Raw genomic sequence first — 11,691 nt, forward strand, 5'->3', positions numbered from 1 at the left:
AGCGCTGCTTAGGAAAACCGCGCAAAAATCGGCAATGGACGGGGGGTTCCGCGAGGCCCACAGTGGAAGGCATGGAATCCTTCGAGAGCCTCGTCCGGGCCGAGTTCACCCCGAAGACCACCTATCTGAACACCGCGAGCAACGGCCTGCTGCCCGCCCGCACCGTCGCCGCCCTGCACGAGGCCGCGCTGCTGCGGGCCGAGGGCAGGCCGCTGGCTCCGCTGCACGAGGACGTGGAGGCCTGCCGGGCCGCGTTCGCCCGGCTGGCCGGCGTCCCGGTCACCCGGGTCGCGCTCGGCGCCTCGGTCGCCGCGCACACCGGCCTGATCGCCGCCTCGCTCCCCGCGGGCGCGGAGGTGCTCACCGCCGAGGACGACTTCACCTCCGTGCTCAACCCGTTCCACGTCCGTGGCGACCTCAAGGTCCGCGCCGTCCCGCTGGAGCGGATCGCCGAGTCCGTCCGCCCCGGCACCGCCCTGGTCGCCGTCAGCGCCGCCCAGTCCGCCGACGGACGGATCGCCGACCTGCCCGCCCTGCGTGAGGCCGCCCTGGCGCACGGCGCCCGCACCTATGTCGACTTCTCCCAGGCGGCGGGCTGGCTGCCGACGGACGCCGGCGCCCATGACTTCTCCGCCGCCGTCTCCTTCAAGTGGCTGCTCGGCCCGCACGGCGCGGCCTTCCTCGTCGTCCCGGAGGACTTCGGCGGGCTGTCGCCGATCCTCGCGGGATGGGTCGCCGGCGAGAAGCCCTGGGACAGCTGCTACGGACCGGTGGCCGAACTCGCCCGCTCCGCACGGCGGTTCGACCTGACGCCCGCCCTGTTCAGCTATGCCGGGCTGCGCCGCTCCCTCGAACTGGTCGGGGAACTCGGCGTGGCGGCGATCGGCGCCCACGACCTCGCCCTCGCCGACCGCTTCCGCGCCGGGCTCGCAGCCCTCGGTCGAGAGCCCCTCCCCGCGCCCGGCTCCGCCATCGTCTCCGTGCCCGGACTGGGCTCCCGTCAGGGCGAGTTGGCGGCCGCGGGCATCCAGGTCTCCGACCGCTCCGGCAACCTGCGCGCCGCCTTCCATGTGTACAACACGCCCGCCGACGTCGACCGGCTGCTGGACGTCCTGTCGGGCTGACGTCCACGGGGCGGGCCCGAAGAGGCCTGCGGCGGGACGCGCGCGGGCGTTCACATCACCGGCGTGAAGTCCCGGGCGCCGATGAACTCGGGGCGGCGGATCGGCGCGGCGAACGGCTCCACGGCCGTGTTCTCCACGCTGTTGAACACGATGAACACGTTGCTGCGCGGGAAGGGCGTGATGTTGTCGCCGGACCCGTGCATGGCGTTGCAGTCGAACCAGGTCGCCGAACCGGCCTTGCCGGTGAACAGCTTGATGCCGTAGTCACCGGCCATCGCGGTGAGCGCCTCGTCCGAGGGCGTGCCCGCGTCCTGCATCTGCAGCGACTTCTTGTAGTTGTCCTTCGGCGTGGCGCCGGCGCAGCCGAGGAACGTCCGGTGCGAGCCCGGCATGATCATCAGGCCGCCGTTGGTGTCGAGGTTCTCGGTCAGCGCGATGGAGACGGACACCGTCCGCATGTTCGGCAGACCGTCCTCGGCGTGCCAGGTCTCGAAGTCGGAGTGCCAGTAGAAGCCGCCGGCCCCGAAGCCGGGCTTGACGTTGATCCGCGACTGGTGGACGTAGACGTCCGAGCCGAGGATCTGCCGGGCCCGTCCGACGACCCGCTCGTCGCGCACCAGGGCGGCGAACACCGGGCTCAGCTTGTGCACCTCGAAGACGGACCGGATCTCCTTGGACTGCGGTTCGACGATCGACCGCTCGTCCGCCCGGATCGCAGGGTCCGCGACGATCCTCTCCAGCTCCCGCCGGCAGACGGTGACCTCGTCGTCGCCGATCAACTGGTCGATGGCCAGGAAACCGTCGCGCTCGTACCGCTGGAGGTCGGTGGCCCGGATCGGGCCGGGGGTGTCGGGGGAGCCCCAGACGACGGGGTCCTGACGGGGGACGGACACCTCGGTGGTGCCACGGGTCGGGTAGAGATCGGTCAGGGTGGTCACGATGCTCACACCTCCTCGGGCTCGGTCAGCAGGGGGTAGACGCCGTTCTCGTCGTGGTCCTCCCGCCCGGTCACGGGCGGGTTGAACACGCAGAGGCAGCGGAAGTCCTCCTTGACGCGCAGCGTGTGACGCTCGTGCCCGTCGAGGAGGTACATGGTTCCGGGCGTGATGGTGTGCGCCAGCCCGGTCTCGTGGTCGGTCAGCTCGGCCTCGCCCGCCACGCAGACGACGGCCTCGACATGGTTCGCGTAGTGCATCGAGGTCTCGGTGCCCGCGTACAGAATCGTTTCGTGCAGCGAGAATCCGACCCGCTCCCGGGCCAGGACGATGCGCTTGCTCTCCCAGGTGCCGGACGCCGCCCGCACATGGCGGTCGGTGCCTTCGATCTCCTTGAACGAACGGACGATCACGGTGGTGCGATGCCTCCTAGATAGGTGACGTGGGGGTGGGGGACGGGTGACGAGGGTGTCAGAGGGTCTCGCGCACGGCGCGGGCGAGGATGCTCAGGCCCTCGTCCAGCTCCTCGGGGGAGACGGTCAGCGCCGGCAGCAGTTTGACGACCTCGCTCTCGGGGCCCGACGTCTCGATCAGCAGGCCGAGTTCGAAGGCCCGCTTCGCGACCCGGCCGGCCCGCGCCTTCTCGTGGAACTCCAGGCCCCACACCAGGCCGCGGCCCCGGTACTCCTTGACGTCGGCGAGGTTCTCCTCGGTGATCGAGATCAGCCCCTGCTCGACCTGTTCGCCGCGCGTGCGGGTCTGCTTCTCCATCGCGGACCCGTCGGCCCAGTAGGTCTCCAGGGCCGCGGTGGCGGTGACGAACGCCGGGTTGTTGCCGCGGAAGGTGCCGTTGTGCTCGCCCGGCTCCCACACGTCCAGCTCCGGCTTGAACAGGCACAGCGACATGGGCAGTCCGTAGCCGCTGATGGACTTGGACACGGTGACGATGTCCGGGACGATGCCGGCCTCCTCGAAGGAGAAGAAGGCCCCGGTGCGTCCGCACCCCATCTGGATGTCGTCCACGATCAGCAGCATGTCCTGCCGCTCGCACAGCTCCTTGAGCGCCCGCAGCCACTCAGGACGGGCGGCGTTGATGCCGCCCTCGCCCTGCACGGTCTCGACGATGACGGCCGCCGGCTTGTTGAGACCGGACCCGTGGTCCTCCAGGAGCCGCTCGAACCACAGGAAGTCCGGGACCTGGCCGTCGAAGTAGTTGTCGAACGGCATGGGCGTGCCGTGCACCAGCGGGACCCCGGCGCCGGCCCGTTTGAAGGCGTTGCCGGTGACCGCGAGCGAGCCGAGGGACATGCCGTGGAACGCGTTGGTGAACGACACGATGGCCTCGCGGCCCTTCACCTTGCGGGCCAGCTTCAGCGCGGACTCCACGGCGTTGGTGCCGGTCGGGCCCGGGAACATGACCTTGTAGGGCAGGTCGCGCGGGCGCAGCACCAGGTTCTGGAAGGTCTGCAGGAACGTCCGCTTGGCGACGGTCGACATGTCGAGCCCGTGCGTGACGCCGTCGCGCATCAGGTAGTCGATCAGCGCCCGTTTCAGCACCGGGTTGTTGTGCCCGTAGTTGAGAGAGCCGGCGCCGGCGAAGAAGTCGAGGTAGCGGTGACCGTCCTCGTCGTACATGAGACTGCCCTGGGCACGGTCGAAGACGGCGGGCCAGCTGCGGCAGTAACTGCGCACCTCGGACTCGAGGGTCTCGAACACGCTGAGGTCGGGCTGGGTGATGGTCACGACGAAAAGCTCCTGGGTGTGGGGGTCGGGGGGGAGGGCGGGCCGGGGCCGCGGGAGGTTCAGAAGGCGAGCGGGCCGATGCGGTACAGCACCTCGGGGTCGTGCGGGCCGTCGGGGAACAGCCCGGTGTCGAACAGCACCTCGCGGGTGACGGCGGCCCCGTGCCGCTCGGCGTACGAGGTGAACAGCCGCTCGGAGGCGGTGTTGCCCGGTGTGATCGTGGTCTCGACGGCGGTGAGCGGGCGCTCGGCGGCGAGCCGCGCGGTCAGCCCGTCCAGCAACGCGGCGGCGAGGCCTCGACCGCGGTACGCGGAGTCGACCGCGACCTGCCACACCAGCAGGGTGCGCGGGTCCTCCGGCCGGACGTACCCGGTGACGAACCCGACCGGCTCGCCGTCCTCCGCCCGCGCCACCGCCGAGGTGGCGGCGAAGTCACGGCACCACAGGAGATAGCTGTAGGAGGAGTTCAGGTCGAGGGTCCGGGATTCCTTGGCGATACGCCATAGCGAGGCTCCGTCCGCCACCGACGGACGGTCGATACGCAGGTCTGCTTGTGTGGCGGTCATGCCGGTCGAACTTACCCAGCGAAATTCAAAAACGCATGGAGAGGCCGTGGTGATTCCGTGATGCCGCTGGGGCTCCTGGCCGTTTCATCCGCTTTTGTACCGCGCAAAGAGGGCATAACGCCCCGCTTGTGCAATGCATCACGTGACTGTGACCCGCCGGGAAATCCCCGCGTTTAGGTCCGGGAAATCCGGGCAGAAGAGCTCGGGGACGCCATCCGCTCAAAAGGGTCGGGGAAGCCTGGTAAAGAAGGATTGTTAAAGCGAAGAGAAACCGGAAGGTGATCCGAAGGGAATTCGGAAATCACCCGTAATTCATACTCCGGTCATTCCGTCGATGCGCTCCCGGAGAATGTCGGCGTGCCCGTTGTGCCGGGCGTACTCCTCGATCAGATGGACGAGCACCCAGCGCAGGCTGACCTCCAGTCCCGCCATCGGGCCGTCCGGGATGCGGCCGGTGTCCTCGGGCGCGCACCCGGCGATCAGCTCGCGCCCGCGCGCCACCTCCCGCCGCCACACGGCCAGCGCCTCGTCGAGGCCCCGCCCGGGGTCCAGGGCGTAACCGGTCTCCTCCTCGAAGAGCGGCGGCACGTCGAGCCCGGCGAAGGCCCGCTGGAACCAGTTCCGCTCGACCTCGGCCAGATGCTGGACGAGGCCGAGCAGGGTCAGCCCGGACGGCTCCGCCGACGGCCGGCGCACCTGCCGGTCGTCCAGACCCGCGCACTTCAGTTCCAGGGTCGCGCGGTGGAAGGCGAGCCAGCTCTCCAGGACGGGGAGCTCGGCGCCGGTCATCAGGGGGACGGGCCGGCCGTCGGGAAGCGTCAGTGGAGTGTCATCGGTCATCCCGGCAGCATCGCATCGGGCACCGACACCCGGGCCCGCTTCCCCGCAGGGACTGCCGGGCGGGTGGGGCCGGAGGGGCGGCTGGAGCCGGAGGGACTGCCGGGCGGGTGGGGCCGGAGGGGCGGCTGGAGCCGAGGGGAGCGACGCGCCCCGACCGCGCCCCGCCGCACGGGCGAGGCCGCCCCGCCCCACGTCGTCCAGCAGGGCTTCAGGGCCCCTGAGGCCTCGGGGCCCAGCGGCCTCAGGGACCCCGCGGCCTCAGGGACCCCGCGGCCTCAGGGGCCTCACGGCCCCGCGGTCTCACGGCCCCGCAGTCCCGGTGTCAGCGCTTCTGGCGCCAGGCGTCCTCCACGCTCCGCCGGGCGCTTTCGAGGTCCACGCTCAGCCCGTGCTCCGTCAGCGCGGCCCCCAGCGCGGCCAGGCAGCCCTGCACCGCCCCCACGGTCGCGTCGGCCCCGTAGTGGTTGACCCTGATCATCTCCTTGGCCAGCGCGCCGCCGCCCGCCGCCAGCGGCAGAGTCGCGTCGCTCGCCAGGGCCCGCGCCACCAGCTCCGACGCCACGACCCCCGGGGGCGTCCGCAGCGTCGTGGCGACCGGCGCCGCGTCCGCCGCGTCGCGCACATACGGCTCCAGCCCGCCGCCCAGCGCCACCGCGCCCGCACGCGTCGCGGCCGCGGCGCACGCGTGCCGGGCCATCACGGTCGCCGGCCCCTCCGCCTCGATCCGCTCGACGCACGCCTCCAGCGCCAGCATCTCCAGCTGCGCCGGCGCGTGCAGCAGCGTCCTGCGACCGCCGTCGACCCATCGCTCCTTCCAGTCCAGCAGCGACAGATACGAGCGCCGGGGCGCCCGCGGGTTGGCCGCCATCCGCGCCCACGCCCGCTCGCTCACCGACACCGCCGACACGCCCGCGGGCCCGCCCATCGCCTTCTGCGCGCCGATCACGCACAGGTCCACGCCCCAGGCGTCCGGCAGCACCGGCTCGGCGCCGACCGAGGCGACCGCGTCCAGGTAGAACAGCGCGCCGTGCGCCCGCACCGCCTCACCGATCTCCGCGACCGGGTTGGTGTTGCCGGTGGCGGCCTCCGCGTGCACCAGCGACACGAAGTCGATCTCCGGGTGCTCGGCGAGGGCCGCGCGGATCTGCTCCGCCGTGACCGCCGTGTGGAAGGGCACCGCCAGGTCGATCACGGTCGCGCCGCAGTCCCGCAGCCAGTCGCCGAAGGTCTGCCCGTAGGGGCCGGTGATCACGTTGAGCGCGGTCGTGCCCGGACCTGCCGCGGCGCGGATCGCGCCCTCCAGCGGCAGCAGTGCCTCGCCCTGCATGATCACGACGTCCTGCCGGGTGTCCAGCAGCCGCGCCACCCGGTCCTCGATCGAGGCGAAGTGCGCGGCGCTCAGCGGGGCGAGGTCCAGGAACGGGTGGGTCACGAGGGTGCTCTCTTCACTCACGGGGTAGAGGTGACGAGGGTAACCGGCGCCTGCCGAGCCTCCCCCACTGCTGACTTCTTAGGTCGAACGACTCTGTTGCCATCGGTTTGGTTTGAGACACCCAAACTTCTCCTTATAATCGGAACCCATAGCTCCCTTACAGGAAGGCCCGCCGTGAACACCCTCCCCGGGCGCCGGATCCGCATCCTGGCCGCCACCACCGCGACGGCCGGGCTGATGCTCGTGGCCGCCTGCACCTCCACCGACGACGGAGGCAGCGGCTCCAGGACCGCCGCCGGCGGGGTCGAGCTCGTCAAGGCGGGCCAGCTCACCACCTGCACGCACCTGCCGTACCCGCCGTTCCAGTCGGAGATCGACGGCAAGGTGCAGGGCTTCGACGTGTCCCTGATCGACCTCGTCGCCAAGAACCTGGGCGTGAAGCAGGTGATCACCGACACGCCGTTCGAGAACTTCAAGACCGGCGCCTTCCTCAACTCCGGCCAGTGCGACCTGGCCGCGGCCGGCATGACCATCACCGACGAGCGCAAGAAGAACGTCGACTTCTCCGACCCGTACTTCGACGCCACCCAGGCCGTCCTGGTCGACAAGGGCGCCGGCGTCACCTCGCTCGCCGACGTGAAGTCCAAGGGCGTCAAGCTCGGCGCCCAGGCGCAGACCACCGGCGAGGACTACGCCAAGAAGCAGGGCTTCGACCCGGTCTCCTTCGAGTCCTCCGACGCCGTCCTCAACGGCCTGCGCACCGGCCAGGTCAAGGCCGTCATCATCGATTACCCGGTCGTCCAGGGCTGGCTCAAGGACAAGGCGAACGCCGGCGCCTTCAAGGTCGTCGACAACCTCAACACCGGCGAGCAGTACGGCTTCACGGTGAAGAAGGGCAACGCCAAGCTGGTCGCCGCGATCAACAAGGCGCTCGCGGACGCCAAGGCCGACGGCACGTACAAGAAGCTGTACGAGAAGTGGATCGGCCCGTACGACGCGTCGGCCGCCTCCCCGTCGCCCTCCGTCTCGGCGTCCTGACCCCATGGCGGACACCGACGCACCCGTCCAGCCGAAGAAGAAGGGCCTGACCCGGCGGCAGAAGCGCAGCCTCTCGCGGGGTGCGCAGTACGTCGTCTTCGTCGCCGCCGTGATCGTCTTCGCGGTCTCGGCCGACTGGGGACGGCTGAAGAACCAGTTCGCCCAGTGGGACATCGCCCGGCAGATGTTCCCGGACGTCATCACGCTGGCCCTGAAGAACACCGTGCTGTACACGGTGTCCGGGTTCGTGCTGGGCCTGCTGCTCGGTCTGGTCATCGCACTCATGCGGCTGTCCTCGGTGGGTCCGTACCGCTGGCTGGCCGGCGTCTACATCGAGATCTTCCGCGGTCTGCCCGCCCTGCTGATCTTCGTCTTCATCGGCGTGGCGGTGCCGCTCGCCTTCCCCGGCACGGAGATCGTCGGCGGCACCTACGGCAAGGCGGCCCTCGGGCTCGGTCTGATCGGCGCCGCGTACATGGCGGAGACGTTCCGGGCGGGCATCCAGGCCGTGCCCAAGGGGCAGACGGAGGCCGCCCGCTCGCTCGGCTTCTCGCCCGCGCGCGCGATGGTCTCGGTCGTCATCCCGCAGGCCTTCCGGATCATCCTTCCGCCGCTCACCAACGAGCTGATCATGCTCTTCAAGGACTCCTCCCTGGTCCTGCTGCTCGGCGTGACACTGGAGGAGCGCGAACTGTCCAAGTACGGCCGGGACCTGGCCAGCACGACCGCCAACTCCACGCCGATCCTGGTCGCCGGCCTGTGCTACCTGCTGGTGACCGTCCCGCTCGGCTTCGTCGTGCGCCGCATGGAGGCCAAGGCCCAGGAGGCCGTGAAATGAGCCGACCCGAGATCGAAGTGCGTGCGCTGCACAAGTCGTTCGGCGACAACGAGGTGCTGCGGGGGATCGACCTGGAGGTCGGCCGCGGCGAGGTCGTCTGTGTGATCGGGCCGTCCGGCTCCGGCAAGTCGACGCTGCTGCGGTGCGTGAACCTGCTGGAGGAGCCGTCCGGGGGCCAGGTCTTCGTGGGCGGCACGGAACTGACCGACCCCGACGTCGACATCGACGCCGTACGACGTCGTATCGGCATGGTCTTCCAGCAGTTCAACCTCTTCCCGCACCTGTCCGTGACCGACAACCTCACGCTGCCGCAGCGCCGGGTGCTGCGCCGCGGCAAGGCGGAGGCGGCGAAGGTGGCCGCCGAGAACCTGGAGCGCGTCGGCCTGTCGGACAAGGCGACCGCCTACCCCGCCTCGCTCTCCGGCGGCCAGCAGCAGCGCGTCGCCATCGCCCGCGCCCTCGCCATGGGCCCCGAGGTGATGCTCTTCGACGAGCCCACGTCGGCGCTCGACCCGGAGCTGGTGGGGGACGTCCTGGCCGTCATGCGCATGCTGGCGCACGAGGGCATGACGATGATGGTCGTCACCCACGAGATGACCTTCGCGCGTGAGGTCGCCGACCGGGTCGTCTTCATGGACGGCGGCGTGATCGTCGAGGACGGCGCACCCGCCCAGGTCATCGGCTCCCCCGCTCATGAGCGCACCCGTCACTTCCTCTCCCGCCTTCTCGACCCCGCGATGGCCGAGGTGGAGGAGGAGAGGTCCGACCAGGTGGGCGGCTCCGACCGGTAGCTCACTAAGGTGCCGGGCATGAGCGATCACCCGGTGCTGCATGTGAAGGGCCGGGTCCTGACCGGACCCGACGACGTCCGCGACGAGCTGTGGGTCGTCGACGGCCGGATCTCCTACGACCGGCCCGTCGGCGTCCGCGACGTACGGGGCGTCGAGGGCTGGGCGCTGCCCGGTCTCGTCGACGCCCACTGCCATGTGGGCCTGGGCCCGCACGGCCCGGTCGAGGCGGACGTCGCGGAGAAGCAGGCGCTGACCGACCGCGACGCCGGGGCCCTGCTGCTGAGGGACGCCGGCTCGCCCTCGGACACCCGGTGGGTCGACGGCCGCGAGGACCTCCCGAAGATCGTCAGGGCGGGCCGGCACATCGCCCGCACCCGCCGCTACCTCCGCGGCTACGCGCACGAGATCGAGCCCGAGGACCTGGTCGCGTACGTCGCCCGGGAGGCCCGGCGCGGCGACGGCTGGGTCAAGCTGGTGGGCGACTGGATCGACCGCGAGCTGGGTGACCTGGCCCCCAGCTGGCCGCGGGAGGCGGCCGGGGCGGCCATCGCCGAGGCCCACCGGCTGGGCGCGCGGGTCACCGCCCACTGCTTCGCCGAGAACTCGCTGCGCGACCTGGTCGAGTCGGGCATCGACTGCATCGAGCACGCGACGGGGCTCACCGAGGACCTGATCCCGCTGTTCGCCGAACGTGGTGTGGCGATCGTCCCGACCCTGGTGAACATCGCGACGTTCCCGGGCCTCGCGGCCGGCGGCGAGGCGAGGTTCCCGCGCTGGGCCGCCCATATGCGCCGGCTCCACGAACGCCGTTACGACACCGTGCGCAACGCCCACGACGCCGGCATCGCCGTCTTCGTCGGCACGGACGCCGGCGGCGCGCTGCCGCACGGTCTGGTGGCCGCGGAGGTCGCGGAGCTGGTGACGGCGGGCATCCCGGCGCTGACGGCGCTCTCGGCGGCGAGCTGGGGCGCACGCGCGTGGCTCGGGCGCCCGGGTCTGACCGAGGGAGCCCCGGCGGACCTGGTGGTCTACGAGACGGACCCGCGCGTGGACGTCAGGGTGCTGGCGGCGCCGCGCAGGGTGGTGCTGAACGGAAGGGTGGTGGGCTGAGAGCGGGGCGCGCGGGAGGCGCGCGGCGGCGGCGTGCGCCGGGGTGCGGCGGTGGGCGCGGGCGGCCGGGGGGAACGTACGTGCCGTTCGATTCGAAGACGTGCGCGGAAAGTCCACGTTGGAGTGAACTCGCTTCGGCCCGCTGACCGTTCACCCTTCGTACGTAATTCTTGCGGGGTCCCGAAGCGTCTCTTCTGGGGGTCCCACCCTTGAACGGCAACACCTTCCGCATGCCCGCACGCGTCCGTCGCGTCGCCGCCGTCGCGACGGCCACGGCCCTGGCCGCAGGTCCCGCGGCCCTGGCCGGCGCCGACACCGCCCACGCGCGGGGCGGTCAGGGCCGCGCGAGCGCGTCCGTCCTGCGCACCGGCCTCGACGTGGCCCTGCTCGACAGGACGGTCCACGTCCCGCTCGCCGTCTCCCTCGACGAGGTGCACGCCCCGAGGAGCGCCGAGAGGACGGCGCTCACGGCCGAGCTGGACGGCGTGGCCGGCGGAAGGTCCTTCAGCGTCCTGCGCGCCGACGTCGCCGAGGCGAAGGCGACGGCGGACGACGAGAAGGCCGAGGCGTCAACCCGCCTCGTGCACGCCCGGCTGCACGTCCCCGGCCTTCCGCTGCTCTCCCTCGTCGAGCTCGGCACGGTCACCTCGAAGGCCACCTGCGAGGCGGGCCGGGCTCCGGTCGCCGCGTCCCAGCTGCTCGGCTCGGTGACGGTCCTGGGCAAGAAGGTGTCGATCAGCACGGGCGGCGCCACCCATGTGAAGGTGCCGGGGGTGGGCGAAGTCCGCCTGGACCTGTCCCAGCGCGAGACGACCTCCCGCAAGGCCGCCGCCACCGCCCTCGAGCTCACCGTTTCCGTCAACCCCTTGCACCTGAACGTCGCCGAGGTCACCGGCACCCTGACCCTGGCCGAGTCGACCTGCGAGACGCCCCCGGCCCACGAACCGGAGCAGGGGCAGGAACAGGCACAGGGGCAGGAACAGGCACAGGGGCAGGAACAGGAACAGGGGCAGGAAAAGGGGCAAGGGCAGGAACAGGGGCGAGGGGAGAGCCAGGGGGCGGGTCGGACGAAGGGGCCGACCACCGCGGCCCCGGCCACCCCGGCCTCCGACGTCAAGGCCCAGGGCGCCCCCGCCGAGGCGGACCTGGCGCAGACCGGCGGCGGCTCCCACACCCCGTACGTGGCGGGCGGCGCGCTGGCGCTGCTGCTCGCGGGCGGGGGAGCGGTGGCACTCGCCCGCCGCCGCGGCTGACGGACCGGGCGTTCGCGCTCA

At 71.4% G+C, this 11,691-nt stretch carries 12 protein-coding genes; 6 read left to right on the forward strand and 6 right to left on the reverse strand.

The window, feature by feature from the left end; translation table 11 throughout:
• The first annotated feature begins 71 nt into the window (after positions 1 to 71).
• On the forward strand, positions 72 to 1,124 hold the full coding sequence (locus BG482_RS23970) for an aminotransferase class V-fold PLP-dependent enzyme (protein ID WP_176741449.1): 1,053 nt from the start codon (positions 72 to 74) through the stop codon (positions 1,122 to 1,124).
• A 50-nt stretch (positions 1,125 to 1,174) separates the two neighbouring features.
• Here the strand turns inward: BG482_RS23970 and thpD are convergent, their stop codons facing one another.
• The 6 genes from thpD to BG482_RS24000 form a co-directional block, all read right to left on the reverse strand.
• Complete coding sequence (thpD, locus tag BG482_RS23975; RefSeq protein WP_370745865.1) at positions 1,175 to 2,062, reverse strand: ectoine hydroxylase; 888 nt, start codon at positions 2,060 to 2,062, stop codon at positions 1,175 to 1,177.
• A 5-nt stretch (positions 2,063 to 2,067) separates the two neighbouring features.
• Positions 2,068 to 2,472, reverse strand: coding sequence for an ectoine synthase (locus tag BG482_RS23980; protein WP_069771179.1), 405 nt, complete (start codon positions 2,470 to 2,472; stop codon positions 2,068 to 2,070).
• A 58-nt stretch (positions 2,473 to 2,530) separates the two neighbouring features.
• On the reverse strand, positions 2,531 to 3,802 hold the full coding sequence (gene ectB / locus BG482_RS23985; protein ID WP_069771180.1) for a diaminobutyrate--2-oxoglutarate transaminase: 1,272 nt from the start codon (positions 3,800 to 3,802) through the stop codon (positions 2,531 to 2,533).
• A 59-nt stretch (positions 3,803 to 3,861) separates the two neighbouring features.
• Positions 3,862 to 4,368: a diaminobutyrate acetyltransferase gene (gene ectA, locus BG482_RS23990; protein WP_069771181.1), complete on the reverse strand. Its 507-nt coding sequence runs from the start codon at positions 4,366 to 4,368 to the stop codon at positions 3,862 to 3,864.
• 312 nt (positions 4,369 to 4,680) lie between these two features.
• Positions 4,681 to 5,208, reverse strand: coding sequence for a DinB family protein (locus BG482_RS23995; protein WP_069771182.1), 528 nt, complete (start codon positions 5,206 to 5,208; stop codon positions 4,681 to 4,683).
• Positions 5,209 to 5,530: 322 nt separating this feature from the next.
• Positions 5,531 to 6,640, reverse strand: coding sequence for an alanine--glyoxylate aminotransferase family protein (locus tag BG482_RS24000; RefSeq protein WP_069771183.1), 1,110 nt, complete (start codon positions 6,638 to 6,640; stop codon positions 5,531 to 5,533).
• A gap of 174 nt (positions 6,641 to 6,814) precedes the next feature.
• On the opposite strand from BG482_RS24000, the gene BG482_RS24005 reads away from it, so the two are divergent.
• The 5 genes from BG482_RS24005 to BG482_RS24025 all read left to right on the forward strand — a co-directional run bounded on the left by BG482_RS24005 (position 6,815) and on the right by BG482_RS24025 (position 11,670).
• Complete coding sequence (locus BG482_RS24005) at positions 6,815 to 7,678, forward strand: transporter substrate-binding domain-containing protein (protein WP_069771184.1); 864 nt, start codon at positions 6,815 to 6,817, stop codon at positions 7,676 to 7,678.
• A gap of 4 nt (positions 7,679 to 7,682) precedes the next feature.
• Positions 7,683 to 8,516 carry an amino acid ABC transporter permease gene (locus BG482_RS24010; RefSeq protein ID WP_069771185.1) on the forward strand — a complete coding sequence of 278 codons (834 nt, stop codon included), beginning with the start codon at positions 7,683 to 7,685 and terminating at the stop codon, positions 8,514 to 8,516.
• Positions 8,513 to 9,307 carry an amino acid ABC transporter ATP-binding protein gene (locus BG482_RS24015; RefSeq protein ID WP_069771186.1) on the forward strand — a complete coding sequence of 265 codons (795 nt, stop codon included), beginning with the start codon at positions 8,513 to 8,515 and terminating at the stop codon, positions 9,305 to 9,307. Before BG482_RS24010 ends, BG482_RS24015 begins: the two co-directional genes overlap by 4 nt.
• 18 nt (positions 9,308 to 9,325) lie before the next feature.
• Entirely contained in the window at positions 9,326 to 10,417 is a 1,092-nt protein-coding gene (locus tag BG482_RS24020; protein WP_069771187.1) for an amidohydrolase family protein, read from the forward strand.
• Positions 10,418 to 10,626: 209 nt separating this feature from the next.
• Positions 10,627 to 11,670: an SCO1860 family LAETG-anchored protein gene (locus BG482_RS24025; protein ID WP_069771188.1), complete on the forward strand. Its 1,044-nt coding sequence runs from the start codon at positions 10,627 to 10,629 to the stop codon at positions 11,668 to 11,670.
• The last annotated feature ends 21 nt before the right edge of the window (positions 11,671 to 11,691 follow it).

It is taken from the genome of Streptomyces sp. LUP30 (genome assembly GCF_001746365.1).
In the GTDB taxonomy this organism is placed as follows: domain Bacteria; phylum Actinomycetota; class Actinomycetes; order Streptomycetales; family Streptomycetaceae; genus Streptomyces.

Bases quoted from the DNA above. Each gene is read 5' to 3' on its own strand.
- ectA (WP_069771181.1), bottom strand. From the start codon at position 4,368: ATGACCGCCACACAAGCAGACCTGCGTATCGACCGTCCGTCGGTGGCG.
- BG482_RS23970 (WP_176741449.1), top strand. From the start codon at position 72: ATGGAATCCTTCGAGAGCCTCGTCCGGGCCGAGTTCACCCCGAAGACC.
- BG482_RS24015 (WP_069771186.1), top strand. From the start codon at position 8,513: ATGAGCCGACCCGAGATCGAAGTGCGTGCGCTGCACAAGTCGTTCGGC.
- BG482_RS23995 (WP_069771182.1), bottom strand. From the start codon at position 5,208: ATGACCGATGACACTCCACTGACGCTTCCCGACGGCCGGCCCGTCCCC.
- BG482_RS24020 (WP_069771187.1), top strand. From the start codon at position 9,326: ATGAGCGATCACCCGGTGCTGCATGTGAAGGGCCGGGTCCTGACCGGA.
- BG482_RS24010 (WP_069771185.1), top strand. From the start codon at position 7,683: ATGGCGGACACCGACGCACCCGTCCAGCCGAAGAAGAAGGGCCTGACC.